The 18,174-nt window shown below is 63.8% G+C and carries 19 protein-coding genes; 11 read left to right on the forward strand and 8 right to left on the reverse strand.

What is annotated here, in order from left to right:
- Positions 1-177: 177 nt before the first annotated feature.
- Positions 178-897: an orotidine-5'-phosphate decarboxylase gene (gene pyrF, locus CSC70_RS02625; protein ID WP_162455067.1), complete on the reverse strand. Its 720-nt coding sequence runs from the start codon at positions 895-897 to the stop codon at positions 178-180.
- Positions 894-1,799, reverse strand: coding sequence for a 5'-nucleotidase, lipoprotein e(P4) family (locus CSC70_RS02630; protein WP_162455068.1), 906 nt, complete (start codon positions 1,797-1,799; stop codon positions 894-896). The genes pyrF and CSC70_RS02630 overlap by 4 nt, the downstream gene beginning before the upstream one ends.
- A 98-nt stretch (positions 1,800-1,897) precedes the next feature.
- Here CSC70_RS02630 and CSC70_RS02635 point away from each other — a divergent pair, with 98 nt between their 5' ends.
- Positions 1,898-2,560, forward strand: coding sequence for a YceH family protein (locus CSC70_RS02635; protein WP_162455069.1), 663 nt, complete (start codon positions 1,898-1,900; stop codon positions 2,558-2,560).
- 121 nt (positions 2,561-2,681) lie between these two features.
- On the opposite strand, the gene CSC70_RS02640 is transcribed toward CSC70_RS02635, so the two are convergent.
- On the reverse strand, positions 2,682-3,068 hold the full coding sequence (locus CSC70_RS02640; protein ID WP_162455070.1) for a hypothetical protein: 387 nt from the start codon (positions 3,066-3,068) through the stop codon (positions 2,682-2,684).
- Between the two features lie 131 nt (positions 3,069-3,199).
- On the opposite strand from CSC70_RS02640, the gene CSC70_RS02645 reads away from it, so the two are divergent.
- The 3 genes from CSC70_RS02645 to CSC70_RS02655 all read left to right on the forward strand — a co-directional run bounded on the left by CSC70_RS02645 (position 3,200) and on the right by CSC70_RS02655 (position 4,990).
- Positions 3,200-3,433: a hypothetical protein gene (locus CSC70_RS02645; protein WP_162455071.1), complete on the forward strand. Its 234-nt coding sequence runs from the start codon at positions 3,200-3,202 to the stop codon at positions 3,431-3,433.
- On the forward strand, positions 3,433-3,924 hold the full coding sequence (locus CSC70_RS02650; protein ID WP_162455072.1) for a hypothetical protein: 492 nt from the start codon (positions 3,433-3,435) through the stop codon (positions 3,922-3,924). Before CSC70_RS02645 ends, CSC70_RS02650 begins: the two co-directional genes overlap by 1 nt.
- Before the next feature lie 121 nt (positions 3,925-4,045).
- Entirely contained in the window at positions 4,046-4,990 is a 945-nt protein-coding gene (locus CSC70_RS02655; protein ID WP_162455073.1) for a DUF2971 domain-containing protein, read from the forward strand.
- Positions 4,991-5,143: 153 nt separating this feature from the next.
- Here CSC70_RS02655 and CSC70_RS02660 read toward each other — a convergent pair whose 3' ends face one another.
- A complete protein-coding gene (locus CSC70_RS02660; protein ID WP_162455074.1) occupies positions 5,144-7,117 on the reverse strand; it encodes a UvrD-helicase domain-containing protein in 1,974 nt (657 codons plus the stop codon).
- A 195-nt stretch (positions 7,118-7,312) separates the two neighbouring features.
- On the opposite strand from CSC70_RS02660, the gene CSC70_RS02665 reads away from it, so the two are divergent.
- From CSC70_RS02665 to CSC70_RS02675, 3 genes are all read left to right on the forward strand, one after another.
- A complete protein-coding gene (locus CSC70_RS02665; RefSeq protein ID WP_162455075.1) occupies positions 7,313-8,035 on the forward strand; it encodes a sel1 repeat family protein in 723 nt (240 codons plus the stop codon).
- A 101-nt stretch (positions 8,036-8,136) separates the two neighbouring features.
- Positions 8,137-8,841, forward strand: coding sequence for a sel1 repeat family protein (locus CSC70_RS02670; protein ID WP_162455076.1), 705 nt, complete (start codon positions 8,137-8,139; stop codon positions 8,839-8,841).
- 25 nt (positions 8,842-8,866) lie between these two features.
- Positions 8,867-9,490 (forward strand): thymidine kinase, encoded by a 624-nt coding sequence (locus CSC70_RS02675; protein WP_162455077.1) that lies wholly within the window; start codon positions 8,867-8,869, stop codon positions 9,488-9,490.
- A 3-nt stretch (positions 9,491-9,493) separates the two neighbouring features.
- Here CSC70_RS02675 and CSC70_RS02680 read toward each other — a convergent pair whose 3' ends face one another.
- The 4 genes from CSC70_RS02680 to CSC70_RS02695 all read right to left on the reverse strand — a co-directional run bounded on the left by CSC70_RS02680 (position 9,494) and on the right by CSC70_RS02695 (position 14,657).
- On the reverse strand, positions 9,494-12,298 hold the full coding sequence (locus CSC70_RS02680; protein ID WP_162455078.1) for a serine/threonine-protein kinase: 2,805 nt from the start codon (positions 12,296-12,298) through the stop codon (positions 9,494-9,496).
- An 18-nt stretch (positions 12,299-12,316) separates the two neighbouring features.
- Complete coding sequence (locus CSC70_RS02685) at positions 12,317-12,883, reverse strand: ECF-type sigma factor (RefSeq protein ID WP_162455079.1); 567 nt, start codon at positions 12,881-12,883, stop codon at positions 12,317-12,319.
- A 94-nt stretch (positions 12,884-12,977) separates the two neighbouring features.
- Positions 12,978-13,790 carry a bifunctional DNA-formamidopyrimidine glycosylase/DNA-(apurinic or apyrimidinic site) lyase gene (gene mutM, locus CSC70_RS02690; RefSeq protein ID WP_162455080.1) on the reverse strand — a complete coding sequence of 271 codons (813 nt, stop codon included), beginning with the start codon at positions 13,788-13,790 and terminating at the stop codon, positions 12,978-12,980.
- A gap of 9 nt (positions 13,791-13,799) precedes the next feature.
- On the reverse strand, positions 13,800-14,657 hold the full coding sequence (locus tag CSC70_RS02695) for an ABC transporter ATP-binding protein (RefSeq protein WP_162455081.1): 858 nt from the start codon (positions 14,655-14,657) through the stop codon (positions 13,800-13,802).
- Positions 14,658-14,788: 131 nt separating this feature from the next.
- On the opposite strand from CSC70_RS02695, the gene CSC70_RS02700 reads away from it, so the two are divergent.
- The 4 genes from CSC70_RS02700 (at position 14,789) to CSC70_RS02715 (ending at position 17,963) form a co-directional block, all read left to right on the forward strand.
- Complete coding sequence (locus CSC70_RS02700; protein ID WP_162455082.1) at positions 14,789-15,988, forward strand: DesA family fatty acid desaturase; 1,200 nt, start codon at positions 14,789-14,791, stop codon at positions 15,986-15,988.
- Positions 15,989-16,057: 69 nt separating this feature from the next.
- Positions 16,058-16,432 (forward strand): EF-hand domain-containing protein, encoded by a 375-nt coding sequence (locus CSC70_RS02705; RefSeq protein WP_162455083.1) that lies wholly within the window; start codon positions 16,058-16,060, stop codon positions 16,430-16,432.
- Between the two features lie 239 nt (positions 16,433-16,671).
- A complete protein-coding gene (locus tag CSC70_RS02710) occupies positions 16,672-17,415 on the forward strand; it encodes a hypothetical protein (protein ID WP_162455084.1) in 744 nt (247 codons plus the stop codon).
- Positions 17,415-17,963, forward strand: coding sequence for a hypothetical protein (locus tag CSC70_RS02715; protein WP_162455085.1), 549 nt, complete (start codon positions 17,415-17,417; stop codon positions 17,961-17,963). Before CSC70_RS02710 ends, CSC70_RS02715 begins: the two co-directional genes overlap by 1 nt.
- The last annotated feature ends 211 nt before the right edge of the window (positions 17,964-18,174 follow it).

Genomic DNA, 18,174 nt, shown 5'->3' on the forward strand with positions numbered 1-18,174 from the left:
GGCAGTGGCCGGGCAAAAAAAGGAGGCCCGGCAGGTGCAGGGCCTCTGAATTCCGGCCGAAGCCGAAAGGACATTGGTGTTGTGGCATGGCTCCGGCCCAAGGCCGGACGAGGGTTAGCCTAGCGGCTGCCCCGATCTAATGCAACACCTGAAGATTGGTTCTGCAAGATATTGAATTCATTTGAGTAATACAGAAGCGATCTCGGCCTGGATCACCTCGGCGGCGGCATGCGGATCGCTGGCCAGCCGGATCGGGCGGCCCACCACGATGGCGTCGGCGCCGCGGGCGAAGGCCTCGGCCACGCCGACGGTGCGCTTCTGGTCGTCGCCGGCCGGGCCGGGCCGGATACCGGGGCAGACGATGTCGAAAGCGGGGCCGACGGCATCGCGGATCGCGCCGGCCTCCTGTCCCGAGGCGATCACCCCGTCGATCCCGGAAGCCTGTGCCGCTTTCGCGCGTTCGACGACGATATCGACGGAATCGGCGGAGATGCCCATGTGTTCCAGGTCGTTCCGGTCCATCGAGGTCAGCACGGTGACCGCCAGCAGGCGCAGATCGCCACTCCGCGCGGCGGCGGCGGCTTCCATCATCGCCGGGTGCCAGCCGTGGATCGTGCAGAAAGTCACCGGCCACTCCGACAGGCCGCGGACGGCGCCGGCCACGGTCGCCGGGATGTCGAAGAACTTCAGGTCGACGAAGACCTTCTTGTCGCGCTTGGCCAGCGCTTCCAGCACGGTGAAATAGTCGCCGCTGGCCAGCAATTCCATGCCGATCTTGTAGAAGTCCACCGCATCGCCCAGCCGTTCCACCCAGGCCAGCGCCTCGCCACCGTCGGCCGCGTCCAGCGCGAAGATCAGCCGCTCGCGCGGGCCCAGCGCCAGCGGGGCGCGGCTCACGGTGCGTAGTCCAGGGCGTCGCGCATGGCCTGGCGGCGCGCCTCGCGCGGCTGGTCCCAGGCGTTGTTGAACAGCGCCGGCGCCCACGAACCGTAGGTCGGGTTGGGCAGCATCCACCAGCGTTCGCCGAACCAGTCGGCGTACTCGTCGTACAGCGCGGCGCGGCCTTCGCGGCTGTTGGCCACCACTTCGACGAAATCGCCCAGCTGGTCGCCGAACTGCATCAGCACCCGGTACTTCTGTCCGGCCAGCTTGCGCCGGCACAGTTTTTCGCTGCCGTTCTGCTCGCAACCCTCGACAAAGGTGCCCAGCCCCAGGAACACGCTGTCGTCGGCCACCGGCAGGCCGGCGTCGCGCAGATTGGCCAGGGTCGCGTCCTTCAGGTGCACGGCGCGGTTGGAGATGTACAGCAGGGTCACGCCGCGCTCGTTGGCGGCGCGGGCGAAGTCCAGCACGCCCGGCACCGGCTTGGCCTTCTTCTCCGACACCCACTGGTCCCAGCTGACCTCGTCGTATTCCTTGCCGTCGCGCACCAGCCGCGCCTGGTAGGGCGAGTTGTCCAGTACGGTTTCGTCCACGTCCAGGATCACCGCCGGCTTCAGCCCGGTGGCGGCGTTGCCGCGCTCGCCGGGTACCAGCGCGTCCCAGTGTGCTTCCTTCAGCGCTTCGTCCAACTGCTTGGCCGCGGCGTGATAGGTTTGCTCGGTCAGCGCGCGGTATTCCATTGACGTCTGCACCCAGGCTACCGCGTTGAGGTTGTCGTCGGCCGCACTGCCCGCGGGTGTGGCGGAAGTGACGGAGGGTGTGGCGGTGTCCGCCGGGGCGGTGAACGACATCGGCTTGCAGGCGGCCAGGGTCAGCAGACAGGCCGCCAGGGCGGCGGCGGTCGGGGATGCGCGCATGTGGGCTCCGGCGTTGGGGAATGCCGCGATTCTAGCCGAGCAACGTGACCGTCGCCGCGTAGTATCCTGCGCCGCCTCGCGCACCGGAGGACATTGCAATGGAAGACGAGACACAGGTCCCGCAGGAATCCTTGAGCGCCGCCGAAGCGCGGTTGCTGGGGTGCCTGATCGAAAAGGAAGCTACCACGCCGGACGCGTATCCGCTGACGGTCAACGCCGCGCAGGTGGCGGCCAACCAGAAAACCGCACGCGACCCGGTGCTGTCGCTGGACGCCGGTACCGTCAACCATGCGTTGCGCCAGCTGGAATCGAAGGGGCTGGCGCGGCAGGTGTTTTCGTCGCGCGCCGAGCGCTACGAACACCGCGCCGTCGCGCATTACAGCCTGCCGCAACAGCAGGTCGCATTGCTGGGCCTGCTGCTGCTGCGCGGCGCGCAGACCGTGCACGAATTGCTCTCGCGCAGCGAACGCATGTGCAAGTTCGCCGACGCCGAAGACGTGCGTCATCACCTGGAGCGCCTGATCCAGCGCCAGCCCGCGCTGGCGGTGCAGATCCCGCGCGGCCCCGGCCAGCGCGAGGACCGTTACATGCACCTGTTGTGCGGCCCGGTGGATGTAGCCGCGATTGCCGCGCGCGCGTCGGCGGCGGCACCGACAGGGCCGGCTTCGCCGCAACTGGAAGCGCGGGTGGAAGCACTGGAAGCCGAAGTGGCCGAACTGCGCGCGCAGCTGGCGCAGTTGCTGGGTGGTAGCGAAGACTGAGGCGTCATTCCCGCGCAGGCAGCAATCCATCGCGGAGCAAGTACAAATACAGGTCGTCATTCCCGCGCAGGCGGGAATCCACGCCTTTCGCTTCCGATAACCGACAGCGACCGGGATTCTGCTACTCGGGTCGCCGACTGCTGCGCAGCAACAGCAGGCTGCCGATGGCGGTGCCGACCAGCGCCGCCGCCAGTCCCAGCCCGATGGCAATGGCAAGTTGCTGCAGCCACGGCTGCAACATGGGCGAACCGCTGCTGGCACCGGCCAGCAAGCCGATCAGATAGGCCGCCGGCACGCTGGCGGCCACCGTCAGCCAGACTTTGACGAAGCGCCCGGTGCCGAAGGCCCGCAACAGCATGGCCACCACGGCCACCGCCGCCAGCCCCGGCCCGTACAGCGCCTGCGGCAAGGCGCTGGCCTCACCCTGCAACTGCCAGTACTTGAAACCGACGCCGATCAGTGCGACAAGGAATCCGATCGGCAACCACAGGGGACTGTTGCGGGTCATGGGGAATGACGGACAGGGATGACGAAAGCCAAGGATAGCGCCTTGTATTGGAGGGGCGTTATGCGGCGAATCTATGGTGTAAAGCATAGTTAGGCAAATTCTGATACATAACCGCAACTGAAGGAAAAGAAATGGCAGATATTTCGCATTCCCTGTTCATCAAATATGGCCTTCCTAGAGCTCCGAATTCAACTGAAATAGATCGCTGGGTGCAACTAACCGATGCGTACATACGACAAGGTTATGAGAGGGAAGCTGCCGGCGCGATGGCTGCAAAGGCAACGTTCTACGGCTACAACACAGTTATATACGCATCAGAAGCAGATTCCATTGACGCGCTCTTGAGTGCAGCAAGGTCAAAATAATGGCCACATGTGAAACGAATTATCTTGTGGCGGTCGGAGTTCCGATCGCTACATTTCTTCTTGGGTTCTTCGCATCTCGCTTTTCCCTCTCCAAGAAAGAACGCCTAGATCATTCTCAAAGACTCTTTCAGAACGAACGAGAACTGTCCGACAGAAATGAGGCGGCGTACAAAGAGTTCAAAGACGCTCTAGCCTCTTATCTTAGTTCGCCAAGCCCTGGACTAGATGACTTCGTAAATATTTCAACTACTGGTGACAACTACTTTCGCAAGCTCCGTGAAATTGGAGAGTCAATGCTCTCTTCCAACATTCGTGAACAGAGCTCGCGTGAAAATTTCGCGCCTAAGCTCCAAGAAGCAATTGAAAAGACGCTGCCAAATTACTACTCAACCCTACAAGAGATAGCCAAAAAGAAAGGCTTTCCCTACAGCGGCCAGCTCAAACGGAAGAACTACGAGCCAATTTATTCAGCCGTAGAGAAATTTGCCTAACAATTCGTTCAAGCCGAGACCGCTTTGCGGCTCGGCTTAGTGCGGTAACGTGTACCACACCGCCGCGCCGCAAAGCGGTCCGGCTTAACTCAGGCGTTAGCTGCTCAATCAGGATTTCTCGATGGCCAAGCTTATCTACAAATACTTCGGACCAAGCCTAGCTGATGTTGCCTTATCTGAGAATGGTGCAACCCTAAAATTCTCCCTTCCGAAAGACTTCAACGACCCCTACGAACTCTTCCTAACCGTTGATTTCAAAGCAGATCCAGGTGCACTTGCCTGCTATCAAGAAGTCATCGGCGAAATCCCACAGCTCCCCACGACCTGCTTTTCGAGCTCACCCGCGATTTCTCCCATGTGGGCTCACTACGGGCTCAATGTCACGGGATTCGTTGTTGAGTTCAATGAGGAATTACTAACAGAAGCATTCCCAGATGCTCAGTTTGGCGACCTGACATATCGAGACTCAGCAAATGAGGGACTGACCGAGATGCTTTATCGCGTGCACGTGATTAAGAAGCCGCGATATACATATTTCTTGCAGGGCGGTGTTTTTCACGCTGCCTACTACACAAAAACGAGCGCATGGGCATACGAGCTGGAACGCCGCATGATTGTGGAAGGTAAAGACGTACGCGCAGCTGCCAATCTATTACTGCTTGATGTTCCTGCAAACTGTGTTACTGCAATTGTCGCGGGCGCGAGAGCTGAGCCAAACCTCGTAGATGTGCTCAAGAAGCGAGCGGTGGATTTTGGCTGTGATTTCTACCAAATGCAGATCGGAAAGACTCAGATCGCCCCATTCTTTCTGGACGCCGAAGGCTTTACACACATTTTTGACGGAGAGGCCATTGTTCCTGCGGAGAACAGCTGCGAAAAATGCAATGAGCCACTCGAAGCCGATCAGGAGCAATGCTCATGGTGCATGATCACAGAAGAACATCGCACTGAAGCCGCCGCGGGGAATGTGTATCGAATACTCGATCGCATGGGTGCGTTAGATGGCTATATTGAGTCCATGAACGAAATTACTGAGAAGTACAACAAGTCTAGGGCGCGCAGCTAACAATTCGTTCAAGCCGAGCCCGCTTCGCGGCCTCGGAAAACAGGGGTCAGAGTACTTTTTCCCAGCCCTGAAAAAGCAGAGGCCAGCGTCGTAGGGTGGATTTGATCCGACGCATCCGGTCGCGGCTCACGCCGCTCCTACAAGGGTGTTGCGTTACTCGTCGAACATCGCCTGGATCGCGGCCAGGCTGACGCTGGCGCGTTCCTTGCGGCGTTCGGCATCGGCTTCGGGGTCGGCGCCGTCGCGTTGCAGTTCACCTTGCGGCAATTCGTCGAGGAAGCGGCTTGGCTGCAGGTGCCCCTTTTCGCGGAAACGGCGCGTCTCGCGGCTGTGGCTCAGGTACAGGCCCTGCTTGGCGCGGGTGATGCCCACGTACATCAGTCGGCGCTCCTCTTCCAGACTGCCTTCTTCCAGCGCCGCCTCGTGCGGCAGCGTGCCTTCCTCGCAGCCGACGATGAACACGTAGCGGAACTCCAGCCCCTTGGCCGCGTGCAGGCTCATCAGCCGCACCTGGTTGCCGCCGTCGTCCTTGTCGTTGCGCGACAGCAGCGCCAGTTGCGCGGCCAGATCGCCGACGCCGCCCTTGCCGCCTTCGAACCACTCGGCCAGCTCGTCCAGATTGGCTTGCCGGCGCTTGAAGATCGCCTCGTCGCGGCTCTGCGCGCGCAGGTCGGCCAGCAGGCCGGAACGCTCGGCCAGCCGTCGCAGCAGGTCGGCCGCGCTCAATTTCGGCATGTGCTGGCGCAGGTCGCGCAGGATGTCGTTGAACGCACTCAGCCCGTTGGCCGCGCGTGCCGGCAGCGCCTTCAACGCGCCCATCGATTCGGCTACCCGTGCCATCGGCATATGTGCCTGCTGCGCCATCTCGGCCAGCCTGGCCAACGAGGTGGCGCCGACCTCGCGCTTGGGCGACTGCACCGCGCGCAGGAAGGCCGCGTCGTCGTCCGGGTTGGCGACCAGCCGCAGCCAGGCCAGCGCGTCCTTGACCTCCTGCCGTTCCAGGAAGGCGGTGCCGCCGGTCAGGTGGTAGGGGATGCGCAGCAGTTGCAGGGCTTTTTCCAGTGGGCGCGACTGGTGGTTGCCGCGGAACAGGATGCAGAAGTCGCTCCACGCCGCGCTGCGCGCGGTGTGCAGGAAGGCGATCTCGGCGGCAACCTTTTCCGCTTCGTGCTCGCCGTCGCGGCATTCCCAGACCCGAATGCGGTCGCCATCGGCCTGGTCGCTCCACAGCTTCTTCAGGTGCGCGTGCGGGTTGCGCGCGATCAGGGTGTTGGCCGCGCGCAGCACACGGTTGCTGCAACGGTAGTTCTGCTCCAGCTTGATGACCTTCAGCTGCGGGTAGTCGCGCTCCATCTGTTGCAGGTTTTCCGGATTGGCGCCGCGCCAGGCGTAGATGCTCTGGTCGTCGTCGCCCACGCAGGTGAAGTCGCCGCGTTCGCCGGCGATGGCCTTGAGCAGCCGGTACTGCGCATCGTTGGTGTCCTGGCATTCGTCCACCAGCAGGTAGCCGATGCGCTCGCGCCAGCCGGCGGCGATCTCGGCGTTGCCTTCCAGGATCTGTACCGGCAGCCGGATCAGGTCGTCGAAATCGACTGCGTTGAAGCCGGCCAGTCGCGCCTGGTAGCGGGCGTACAGCTTGGCCGCTTCGCGCTCGCGGCTGCTGCGTGCCGCGTCCAGCGCCTGCTCGGGCGAGAGGCCGGCGTTCTTGGCCCGCGAGATCAGGTTCCTGGCGTCGTCGACGGCGTCGGGCTTGGCGCCGGTCAGCAGATCCTTGATCTGCGCGGCGCTGTCGTCGGCGTCGAAGATGGAGAAGTTGCGCTTCAGGCCGGCGGCGGCGTGTTCGAACTGCAGGAACTTCAGCCCCAGCGCATGGAAGGTGCAGACGGTCAGCCCGTCGGCGGCATCGCCCCTGATCCGGCGGCTGACGCGCTCGCGCATTTCCCGTGCCGACTTGTTGGTGAAGGTGATGGCGGCGATGCGTCTGGCCGGGAAGTGCCCGGCCGAGATCAGGTGCGCGATCTTCTCCACGATCACCCGTGTCTTGCCGCTGCCAGCGCCAGCCAGCACCAGCAGCGGCCCGCGGCTGTGCAGGACCGCGGCGCGTTGGGGAGAGTTGAGGGAGTTCATCGTGCAGGGTCGGAGCTAGGCCATCAGTTTAGCCGACATCATGGTCCGGCTGGGGTAGCATGGATGCCTCTTCGTTGGTCGGGGAAGTCCTGAATGCGTCGCTACGGATGGTTGCTTGTACTGCTTTTGCCGGCCTTGCCTTTGCAGGCAGCCGGTGCCGATTCCTTGCCGCCGGATCCAACCGCGGACCCGGCAATGCTGGCGGCTGGTTTTCTGACCCACCACCCGGATCTTCGTTACCGCCTGTGGGGTCTGCAGTCCTACCAGGAAGGTGATTTCGACAAGGCGTTGAAGTACTTCCGCCGCTCCAGCTACTACGCGGACAAGCCGTCGCAGGGCATGGTGGCCGAGATGCTGTGGAACGGGCAGGGCGTCGAGCAGGATCGTGCGCTGGCCTATGCCTGGATGGACCTTGCGGCCGAACGCGGCTATGCCGGTTTCGCCGGTCTGCGCGAACGTTACTGGAAACAACTGGACGAAGCCGAGCGTGTGCGTGCAATCGAGCTGGGACAGGAGGTCTATGCGCGATTCGGTGACGAGGCGGCCAAGCCACGCTACGAGGCGCGCCTGCGCTGGGGTTACAAGGAAGCTACCGGCAGCCATCTCGGTGGTTTTGCCGGCACGCCGGTGCAGATCTCTGTTCCGGGTTCTGGCGATGACGGCGGCGAAACCATCGACAGCACCAAGTTCTACGATGAACGCTACTGGAATCCGAAGAAGTACTGGGAATACACCGACAATTTGTGGATGAAGGCGCGGATCGGCAAGGTGACCGTGGGTGACGTGGAGCAGGCCAACGAGGCTTCGCGGATTCCCGCCGCTGCCCCTGATACCGAATTCACGGAGCCGAAAATTCCCGATACGCCGGACGATCCGGCGAAAACGCCAGGAATCATTTTGCCGGGCAAATCCGACTAGCAACCAATCGTGCACGGATCGGTGCCATTGCAATGACGGCAGATCCGATCGGGTCTGCGCGCGAAGGAGGATTCATGCGCTTGTGTCCCCGTTTGAGCGTGATGTTCCTGATCCTGCTCTGCACGCCGTTCGCCGTCGCTCATGCGGAGAAGAAGGCCGAGATCAGTCAGGACGTGATGACCGAAGGATTCCTGGCGGCACACCCGGACCTGCGTTGGCGCTCGGAAGGCATCAAGGCATATGAGGCGAAGAATTACTCGCAGGCGCTTGAGTATCTGCAGCGCGCCGCCCGTTATGCGGACAAGCCGTCGCAGGCCATCATCGCGGAAATGTACTGGCGCGGCGTCGGCGTTCCGCAGGACCGTGCGTTGGGATACGCATGGATGGACATCGCGGCCGAGCGGCTGTATCACGAATTCGTCGTCTACCGGGAAAGCTACTGGGAAGCACTCGACGAGACACAGCGCGCCGATGCAATCGAGCGCGGGCAGGCGGTGCTGGCCGAGTACGGCGACGATGTGGCCAAGCCGCGGCTGGAACAGATTCTGCGCCGGGAACGGCGCTCGGTCACCGGCAGCCGGCTCGGGTTCGTCGGCAACATCACCATCATTCCGTTCACCGGTCCTTTGGCCGGGAGCGGCATGACCCTGAGCGGCGACCAGTATTACGACCGGAAATACTGGGAGCCCAAGCGTTACTGGCAGTTGCAGGACGAGATCTGGAAGGCGCCCTTGCGCGGCCGGGTTGACGTTGGCGGTGTCGAGCAGGTGGATGATGCCGAGTCCGGCAAGGACACGCCGAACTGAGTGCCGCCGGCGCTAAACTGCCGGCATGGCCAAGCTCTATTTCTACTATTCGGCGATGAATGCCGGAAAGACCACGACCCTGTTGCAGTCGGCGCACAACTACCGCGAGCGCGGGATGCGGGTGGCGATCCTGACTCCGCGGCTGGACGATCGTGCCGGCAGCGGGGTGGTCGCCTCGCGGATCGGGCTGAAGGCCGAGGGCGCGGGCTTCGACCGCGGCAGCGATTTGCAGCACTGGGTCGAGCACGACATCGCCGCCCACGGCAAGCTCGATTGCGTGCTGGTGGACGAGGCGCAGTTCCTGACCCGTGCGCAGGTATGGCAGTTGAGCGAAGTGGTCGACCGGCTGCGGATTCCGGTGCTGTGCTACGGCTTGCGTACCGACTTCCGCGGCGAACTGTTCGAAGGCAGTCAGCACCTGCTGGCCTGGGCCGACGAGATGCAGGAGATCAAGACCATCTGCCACAGCGGCAAGAAGGCGATCATGACCGTGCGGGTGGACGCGCAGGGCCGCGCCGTGCAGGACGGCCCGCAGGTGGAGATCGGCGGCAACGAGCGCTACGTGTCGGTCAGCCGCGCCGAGTTCAAGCGGATATCGCGCGGCGAGGGGCAGATCGAGCCGATGCAGGCGCCGTTGCCGCTGGAGTGACGCTCAACGCCGGCAGGCGGCACGGATGGCCTCGGCTTCGCGGCTGATGACGCCACCATCCGGGCGCAGGCGGTGCAGTTCGTCGACCAGCTGGTCCAGGTCGCGTCGCGCGCTGGCCGCCTGCCCGTTGCGACATTGCAGTTCGGCCAGGTAGGCGCGTGCTTCCCAGCGCAGTTTGGGGACCTCGCTGCCGGTGCCCGGCCAGTCCGCAAGCTGTTGCAATTCGTGCAAGGCCGGCTCGGGCTGGCCGCTGCGTCCCTGCTGTCGCGCCAGCGACAGTCGCGAAGCCAGCGTGCGCGGGTGGTTGGGGCCATAGCCGACCCGGGTCAGGTCGACGGCGCGCTGCAGGTATTCGTTCGCTTCCCGGGTCTTGCCCTGGGCTGCCAGCACTTCGCCGATCATGCGGTCGGTTTCGCCGATGACGGCGCTGCTGCTGCCGTAGCGCGCGGCGCGCAGCATCCGTGCTTCCTGCAGGGCGTTCAGCGCCTCGTCTTCGCGACCGGCCGAATGCAGCACCATGCCGAGGTTGAACAGGCCGCCGGGCAGACTCTGCGAGCCGTCCGGTCCGCGCCAGATGTCGATGGCGTTGCTGATGTCGCGGATCGCTTCGTCGATCCGGCCGCGCTCCCAGGCGATGATGCCCAGCGTGTTCCACGACGAGCCGGTGTCGCGATGCTGCGGTCCCAGGCTCTGCACGGTCAGCCGATGCAGTTCCCGCATCTGTCGCTCGGCTTCCGCATAGCGCTCCATGTCGGTTTCCAGCGCCACCAGCTGACGGCGGGTGGACAGGGTGACCGGATGCTGCGGGCCGTGGATCGACTCGGCCAGCACCAGTGCCTGTTGCAGCGATGCCGCCGCCGCTTCGGTGTCGCCGCGGCGGCGAAGTAGCAGGCCGCGGCTGTGCAGGATCGGGATCGCCAGTGGATTGTGGTCGTCGCCGGCTGCGCGCAGCATCTCCAGCGATGCGTTGAAGCCGGTCATGGCGCGGGCGGACAGGCCGAGGTTATTGTCGGACATGGCCAGGTCGTAGCGGTTCTCGGCCACGCCGGCGAGGTCGCCGTTGCGTTCGCGCAAGGCCAGCGATTTCTCGAACAGTGGCTGCGCCACCTGCGGCTGGCCGGAGATGCGCAGGCAGCGGCCGAGCTGGGAAAGGAATTCGGCCTGCTCGGGTTCCGGTATCCGCGGCAGCTGGCGCTGCAGCCCGGGAGCGTTCATCAGTGCGATGCATTCGTCGGCGCGATCGAGCAGGCGCAGCGTGCGACCGTGCAGGGCGATCGATTGCATCTGCAACCCGACCGGAGGCGAGCCCAGCGATTGCAGCAAGCCCTGCTGCTTTTCCAGCGTGTCCAGCGCATCGTGGTACTTGCCAAGACCCAGGCGCAGGCGGGCGACCACGCCGAGCAGTTCCGCGTGCGCCAGCGGCTGTCCGGCCAGTTCCTTTTCCCCGCGTCGCAGGCCGGCATCGAGCATGCGTTGCGCATCGAACATCTGCCCCTGTTGCGTGTTGCTGGCCGAGTCGAACAGTCCGATCACGAAATCCTGCATGGCCTGGGCGCGTACCGCTTGCATGCGCGCCTGGCGCCCCTGCCACAGGCTGATGCCCAGGGCCGAAATCAGCGAAACCGCCACCAGGCTGCCGGCCACCAGCGCCCAGCGCTGCCGCAAGACGTATTTGCGCAGCCGGTAACCGAAGCTGAGCGGGCGGGCATGAACCGGGCGGCCTTCGAGATAGCGTTGCAGATCGCGCGCCATGGCCTCGACCGACGAATAGCGCTGGCCGGGATCCTTGGCCAGCGCCTTCAGCACGATGTTGTCCAGATCGCCGCGCAGCTGGCGCGCTTGCCGGCGGACGTCCAGCGCCTGCTGGCTGTCCGTGGGTGCGTCGCGCTGTACCGCGACTGAGGGTTTCAGCGGGTCGACGGCCAGGATCGCCTCTTCCCACTCGGCATCGGTCTGCCGACGCAGGCGGTAGGGTTTCTTGCAGGTAAGCAGTTCGTACAGCACCACGCCGAGCGAATACACATCGGTGCGGGTGCTGACCGGATCGCCGCGGATCTGCTCCGGCGCGGCATAGTGCAGGGTGAAGGCGCGCACTTCGGTGCGCGGATGCGACGCGGCTTCGTCCTGCGCGTCCAGCAGCTTGGCGATGCCGAAATCGAGCAGGCGCGCTTCGCCGTTGTCGGTGACCAGGATGTTGGACGGCTTGAGGTCGCGATGCACGATCAGGTTGGCGTGCGCGTGGCTGACCGCCTCGCAGACCTGCAGGAACAGCCGCAGGCAGCTGTTGATGTCGACATTGCGATTGCGGCAGTAGTCGGTGATCGGGCGGCCTTCGACGTATTCCAGCGCCAGATAGGACTGGTCGTGCTGGCTGATGCCGGCGTCGAGCAGACGCGCGATGTTGGGGTGCTCGAGCCGGGCGAGAATTTCGCGTTCGCGGGCGAAGCGCAGCTGCAGGCCGGGATCGACCAGGCCGGGGCGCAGCAGCTTCAGCGCGATCCGGCGCTGATACAGACCGTCGGCGCGCGAGGCCAGCCAGACCGAGCCCATGCCGCCTTCGCCGAGCTGAGTATCGAGCAGATAGGGGCCGACCAGGGTGCCGACCAGGGCGTGTTCCGGCCGGCTCAGCATCGGTTCGGCGATGAAGTCGGTATTGCCTTCTTCCAGCGCCAGCAGCCGGCGCAGGTCGTCGCTCAATTCGGGGTCCTGCGCGTGCAATTCCTGCAGCCGCTGCTCGCGGGCGTCGGCGTCCAGTTCCAGCAGGACGTCGAGCAGCGGCGACAGTTGCTTCCAGCGGGTGGCGTCCATCTCGGAATGACGCGGCGGTCAGTCGTCCTGCAGCTCGGCCAGCAGGAACATGCGCGCTTTCTGCCAGTCGCGGCGGATGCTGCGTTCGGAACGTTGCATCAGTTCGGCGATCTCCAGTTCCGACAGGCCGGCGAAATAGCGCATCTCCACCACCTTGACCAGGCGTTCGTCGATTTCGGCCAGCTTGTCCAGCGCAGTGTTCAGCGCCAGCGTGTCCTCGTCCAGCCGCACCGGGCCTTCGACATCCTCGGGGATTTCCGCCACCCGGCGCAGGTCGCCGCCGCGCTTGCGCGCCAGCCGGTTGCGCGCATAGTCCACGACCACGCTGCGCATCGACGAGGCCGCGTAGGCGAAGAAATGTGCACGGTCGTCGAACGAGGCGTTGCCGCGGGTGCCGAGCAGCTTCAGGTACGACTCGTGGACCAGGGCGGTGGCGTCGAGGGTGTAACCGTACTGGCCGGCCAGCTGGCGACGGGCCATGCCGTGCAGCTCGTGGTACAGCGTGGTGAGCACGCGGTCGAGCGCGGCGCGGTCGCCGTTGCGCGCCGAATCCAGCCACAGCGTGATGTCAGCCGATTCGCTCATCCCGCATCCCCATTCCCCGGATCATTGATTGCATCAATCGAAATATAGCGCCAAACAGGTTGTCCGAATGTGATGGCGGTATGCAGCCGGTGTCTCAGCGCTGGCAGCGGCCGCACCAGACGCTGGCGCGCTGGCCGATGCTGGCCTGTTTCAGCGGGTGCCCGCAGCGCTGGCAGGGCTCGCCGCCGCGACCATATACGCGCAGTTCCTGTTCGAAGTAGCCGGGCAGTCCGTCCGGCGAGATGAAGTCGCGCAGGGTGGTGCCGCCGCGGGCGATGGCATCGGCCAGGATGCCTTTCACCGCATCGGCGAGGGCGGCATAGCGCTCGCGCGAGACCCGGCCGGCTTCGCGCAGCGGGGAAATGCCGGCCAGGAACAGGCTTTCGGCGGCATAGATATTGCCCACGCCGACTACCACCGACTGATCCATCAGGAAGCTCTTCACCGGCGCACGGCGGCCACGGCTGCGTTCGAACAGGTGGTCGCCGTCGAATGCATCCGACAGCGGCTCCGGGCCGAGTCCTTGCAGCAGCGGATGAATCTCGCCCGGCGGCTGCCACAGCAGGCAACCGAAGCGGCGGGGGTCGTTGAAGCGCAACACGCGGCCGCCGGTGATGGCGATGTCGACATGGTCATGCGCGACGATCGGGGTCTTCTCCGGCAGCACCCGCAGGCTGCCGCTCATGCCCAGATGCAGCAGCGCGCTGCCGGCGGCGGTATCCAGCAGCAGGTATTTGGCGCGACGGCGCACATCGACAATGCGCTGGCCGGGCAGGCGTTCGACCACTTCCCAGGGAATCGGCCAGCGCAGGTCGGGGCGGCGCAGCACCACATGACGGATGCGCTTGCCCTGCAGGTGCGGGGCCAGGCCACGGCGGGTGGTCTCGACTTCGGGCAGTTCGGGCATGGCGCCGGCCTAGCCGAGGTGGCTGGCGAAATAGCGCTCGCCTTCGCGCCGCACCTGCATCGGTCCGCCAAACGCGGCCGACAGCCGTTCCGCGGTCAGCACCTGTTCGCGGCTGCCGTCGGCCAGCACCTGTCCGGCCCGCAGCAGGACGACCCGGTCGATCTCGGGCACGATCTCCTCGATGTGGTGGGTCACCATCACCAGGGTGATGCCCTGTGCGGCCAGCGTGCGCAGCAACTGCAGGAACTGCTGCTGCGCCACCGGGTCCAGGCCGGCGGTGGGTTCGTCCAGCAGCAGGGCCTGCGGACGGTTGACCAGGGCGCGCGCGATCAGCACCCGGCGCATCTCGCCGGTGGACAGTTCGGCGCAGCGGCGCGCCGCCAGCGCGCCGGCTTGCATCCGTTCCAGTGCCCAGGCCGCGTTGCGGCGCATGTTCTCGTCCACTTCGGCATCCGGCGGCACCACCCAGCTGGCGAAGCAGCCGCTGAGCACGGCTTCCTCGACCTGAAGTTCGTGCATCTCCTGCAGATCGCGGCCCAGGTCGTTGGCGACCACGCCCAGCTGCTTGCGCAGCTCCCAGGTGTTCCAGCGCGGCATGCCGAACAGCCGGATCGGGGTTTCGCCTTCGCGCGCGACCGGGAACAGTTCGCGGTCGATCAGCTTGATGAAGGTGGATTTGCCGCAGCCGTTGGGTCCGAGGATCGCGGTGTGCTGGCCCTGGGCGATGCTCAGGCTCAGATCGTGCAGGACGACGGCATTGCCGCGGATCACGCGGGCGCGGTCGAGTTCGATCAGGGTCGGTCCGGTCGAAGCGTCCGAAGCGGCGTCCGTGGTGTTGTCGAGGTTGGTGGAACAGGGGGAAGACATGGCGTGGAACCTTGCGCGCGGCTGTATGGTTGCGACGCCATACGCCGGCGACGGGTGAAGTCCGGGCGGCAAACCCCCATTATGTAGTACCGGACCGATCCGGTGCCGATACTCGTGGAGCCGATTCCAAGATGGTCGATTCATTGCTCGATTTCCTCGCCGGTGGCCTGTTGCAGGTCGGTTGGCTGGGGATGCTGGTCCTGCTGCTGGTGTTCACCCAGCTGACCATCTTCACCGTGACCCTGTACCTGCACCGCAGTCAGGCCCATCGCGGCGTCGACTTCCACCCGGTACTGAACCACTTCTTCCGCTTCTGGGGCTGGCTGACCACCTCGATGATCACCAAGGAGTGGGTGGCGATCCACCGCAAGCACCACGCCAAGGTCGAGACCGAGGAAGACCCGCACAGCCCGCAGACCAAGGGCATCGGTCGGGTGTTCTGGCGCGGCGTCGAGTTGTACCGCGAAGCGCGCTGGCAGCGCGCCGACATCGAGCAGTATGGCAAGGGTGCGCCGGACGACTGGATCGAGCGTCATCTGTACACCCCGCACGCGACCATGGGTCCGACCTTGCTGCTGCTGGTCCATTTCACCCTGTTCGGCTTCGCCGGGGTGGCGATGTGGGCGATCCAGATGGCCTGGATCCCGTTCTGGGCCGCCGGCGTGGTCAATGGCCTCGGCCACTGGTGGGGCTACCGCAACTTCGAATCGGCCGACACGTCGACCAACCTGGTGCCGTGGGCGGTGTGGATCGGCGGCGAGGAGTTGCACAACAACCACCACGCTTTCCCCAGTTCGGCGCGTTTCGCCATGCGTCGCTGGGAATTCGACATCGGCTGGACGGTGATCCGCGGGCTGCAGGCGGTGGGCCTGGCCAAGGTGCTGCGGGTCGCGCCGCGACTGGACATCCGCCCCAACATCGCCGTGCCCGACGGCGACACGCTGCGGGCGCTGCTGTCGCACCGCTTCCAGGCGATGACCGACTACCAGCGCAACGTGTTCATGCCGGCCCTGCGCGAAGAGGCGCAGCACGCTGGCGAGACGCTGCGCAATCTGCTGCCGCGGCGCCTGCGCAAGGGTCTGGTCGATGACGGCCGCTGGCTGAAGCCGGATGCGCGCGCGCAGCTGCAGCGCTGGGTGGCGCAGCGGCCGCGGATCGGCGAGCTGGTCGAATACCGCCGCCGGCTGGCCGTCCTGCTGGAGGCGCGCAGCCACGATGCCGCCGAACGCCTGCGCCAGCTGCAGGCCTGGTGCCACGAGGCCGAAGCCAGCGGCATCCGCGCGCTGCAGGAGTACTCGGCCCGCCTGAAGGGCTACGCGCTGGCCCATTGAGTCGGCAGACGGGGCCGGCACTGCCGGCCCCGCGGTATTCCCGCGATGAGGTCGGGCAGGACGCCTACAATGCCCGGCATGTTCCGCATCCTGCCGCTGTTGCTATTGTGGCCGGCCTTGGCGACCGTCGCCGGGGCGCAGGACGCCGCGAGCGAGGCGCAGACGGGCGGGGTCGCCGCCACCGGCGACTATCTGGCGCGGATGGATCTCGACGGCGATCGCCGGATCAGCCTGGCCGAGTACCAGGCCTGGATGAGTTATGCCTTCGACGGCATGGATCGCAATGGTGACGGCGTGCTGAGCGCCGCCGAACTGCCGGGCGGCAAGGGCCGACCAATTACCCGGCAGGCGCATCTGGACACGCTGGCCGCACGCTTCTCCCGCCAGGACGCCAACCGCGACGGATATCTGGACGCGAAGGAACTGGCCGCGCCGCCGCGTTGATTGTTCGCCTGTTTGATGCCTTGCGTAGGAGCGGCGTAAGCCGCGAAGAAGCTTTCCGGACCTGCAGCGGTATGTCACGGAATTTGACTTTCGCTGGAATAATCGCAAGATTTGCGACAGCGAGCGAGCGCAATCGCTCCTCAGTCAAGTCGGAGGCAGGCGACTGACCTATCGCGTTTCTGATCGATAACGCCGAAGTTCGCACCACGACCGGGGCTAGTGGTAAAGAGGGCGCTGCGATGATTGAAGAAGATATCTATACATTTCGCATCGATGCGTACACGCCAGACACCATACCTATGGCGCGTCTGGCCGCATACATGGCTGAGTTGGCTGCCATGTTCGGCGAGAAGGACCGGGTTCATTTCAAAGGACTGAAGGCAGGTAGCACAAAGCTGCTCAGTCGAGTTGAGCGCGAAGCTGCTCCGAAAGTCAGGAATAACCTGATGAATGCTGCCTCGGGCGAAGAAAGCGAGGCCGCTAAGTCGTTCAAAAAGCTAAACGAAATGCTTCGCGATGACAATGCCGAAGCAAAGCTTGTCCGTGGCAAGAGCAACATCCTCAACTTTCCCGGAAGAAAAGCTGTTCGCCCGCCAAAGCTGGGGCCGTTCAATCAAGGCGTGGTTCGCGATGGAATTCTTGTTCGTATTGGCGGCAAGGATAAGAGCGCGCATGCCATCATTGAAGATGGCGATGGCTATACGTGGAGCTTTGAGGTATCGCGAGAGCTGGCGAAAGAACTGGCCCATCATCTGTTCGGGAAGCCGCTTCGGCTGACGGGACAAGGACGGTGGTTCCGGGATGAAGAAGGCCAATGGCAATACAGCAGCTTGAAGGCTGCTGAGTTCAAAGTTCTGGACGATGCCAGTCTCGCCGATGTCGTCGGAAGAATCAGAGGGCTACCGAAGGATACCTGGAAGCAGGGCGTAGACCCAATCCAGATGCTTAGTTCGCTTCGTGACGACGGGAGCGAGGTGAACTAATGGTGGTCATGGATGCTACGACCCTACTGCTTCTGTTCTATCCGAGCGCGAAGCCGCCCATTGATGAAACAACCAAACAGCCGCTGGAAAAATGCAGGGAACGAATTGAACTGCGTCTTCAGAATCTGAGTGAGGCAAGTATTCAAATCCTTGTTCCTACTCCCGTCCTCAGTGAAATACTTGTTACCACCGGGACAGACAAAGCCCGAGTGCTGAATGAAATCAACAATACATACGCTTTCCGCATCCAGCCTTTTGATGAAATGGCCGCTATCGAAGTGGCCATGCTTACAGATGCCGATCTTCAATCGAATAAGCGATTGCCGAAGACTGAAACCATTGCAAAGGTCAAATATGATCGGCAGATCATCGCCATCGCTAAGGTCAATGGCGTCAAGACGATTTATTCAGACGACAAGGGTCTAACCAAGGTAGCAAGAGCCAATGGGATTACTGTTATCAAGGCTTCGGAGCTTCCACTTCCCCCTGAACCACCACAAGCTGACATGTTCGCTTCCGTCAATTTAGAAGGTAGTGACGATGAATAAGAATGCTGAATAAGTCGCGCAACAGGCGCTCGAAGACGAAGTATTACGACGGATGCTCTCGACCCCGCCTGAACCACACAAGCCCAAGGCCCGAACAGCGAAGAAGGCCGCGAAAAAGACAGCCAAGAAAAAGCCCGCCTAGTGCGGGCTTTCTGCTTCCAAGCCTTCGGCGATGGCTTGGTTTGTCAAGTATATAACCGCCAAGAAAAAA

Source organism: Pseudoxanthomonas kalamensis DSM 18571 (genome assembly GCF_010211745.1).
GTDB classification, from domain to species: domain Bacteria; phylum Pseudomonadota; class Gammaproteobacteria; order Xanthomonadales; family Xanthomonadaceae; genus Pseudoxanthomonas_A; species Pseudoxanthomonas_A kalamensis.

Excerpts from the sequence above, each read along its gene's own strand:
- CSC70_RS02630 (WP_162455068.1), bottom strand. The coding sequence starts at position 1,799 with ATGCGCGCATCCCCGACCGCCGCCGCCCTGGCGGCCTGTCTGCTGACC.
- CSC70_RS02635 (WP_162455069.1), top strand. The coding sequence starts at position 1,898 with ATGGAAGACGAGACACAGGTCCCGCAGGAATCCTTGAGCGCCGCCGAA.
- CSC70_RS02640 (WP_162455070.1), bottom strand. The coding sequence starts at position 3,068 with ATGACCCGCAACAGTCCCCTGTGGTTGCCGATCGGATTCCTTGTCGCA.
- CSC70_RS02645 (WP_162455071.1), top strand. The coding sequence starts at position 3,200 with ATGGCAGATATTTCGCATTCCCTGTTCATCAAATATGGCCTTCCTAGA.
- CSC70_RS02650 (WP_162455072.1), top strand. The coding sequence starts at position 3,433 with ATGGCCACATGTGAAACGAATTATCTTGTGGCGGTCGGAGTTCCGATC.
- CSC70_RS02655 (WP_162455073.1), top strand. The coding sequence starts at position 4,046 with ATGGCCAAGCTTATCTACAAATACTTCGGACCAAGCCTAGCTGATGTT.
- CSC70_RS02660 (WP_162455074.1), bottom strand. The coding sequence starts at position 7,117 with ATGAACTCCCTCAACTCTCCCCAACGCGCCGCGGTCCTGCACAGCCGC.
- CSC70_RS02665 (WP_162455075.1), top strand. The coding sequence starts at position 7,313 with ATGCTGGCGGCTGGTTTTCTGACCCACCACCCGGATCTTCGTTACCGC.
- CSC70_RS02670 (WP_162455076.1), top strand. The coding sequence starts at position 8,137 with ATGTTCCTGATCCTGCTCTGCACGCCGTTCGCCGTCGCTCATGCGGAG.
- CSC70_RS02675 (WP_162455077.1), top strand. The coding sequence starts at position 8,867 with ATGGCCAAGCTCTATTTCTACTATTCGGCGATGAATGCCGGAAAGACC.
- CSC70_RS02680 (WP_162455078.1), bottom strand. The coding sequence starts at position 12,298 with ATGGACGCCACCCGCTGGAAGCAACTGTCGCCGCTGCTCGACGTCCTG.
- CSC70_RS02685 (WP_162455079.1), bottom strand. The coding sequence starts at position 12,883 with ATGAGCGAATCGGCTGACATCACGCTGTGGCTGGATTCGGCGCGCAAC.
- mutM (WP_162455080.1), bottom strand. The coding sequence starts at position 13,790 with ATGCCCGAACTGCCCGAAGTCGAGACCACCCGCCGTGGCCTGGCCCCG.
- CSC70_RS02695 (WP_162455081.1), bottom strand. The coding sequence starts at position 14,657 with ATGTCTTCCCCCTGTTCCACCAACCTCGACAACACCACGGACGCCGCT.
- CSC70_RS02700 (WP_162455082.1), top strand. The coding sequence starts at position 14,789 with ATGGTCGATTCATTGCTCGATTTCCTCGCCGGTGGCCTGTTGCAGGTC.
- CSC70_RS02705 (WP_162455083.1), top strand. The coding sequence starts at position 16,058 with ATGCCCGGCATGTTCCGCATCCTGCCGCTGTTGCTATTGTGGCCGGCC.
- CSC70_RS02710 (WP_162455084.1), top strand. The coding sequence starts at position 16,672 with ATGATTGAAGAAGATATCTATACATTTCGCATCGATGCGTACACGCCA.
- CSC70_RS02715 (WP_162455085.1), top strand. The coding sequence starts at position 17,415 with ATGGTGGTCATGGATGCTACGACCCTACTGCTTCTGTTCTATCCGAGC.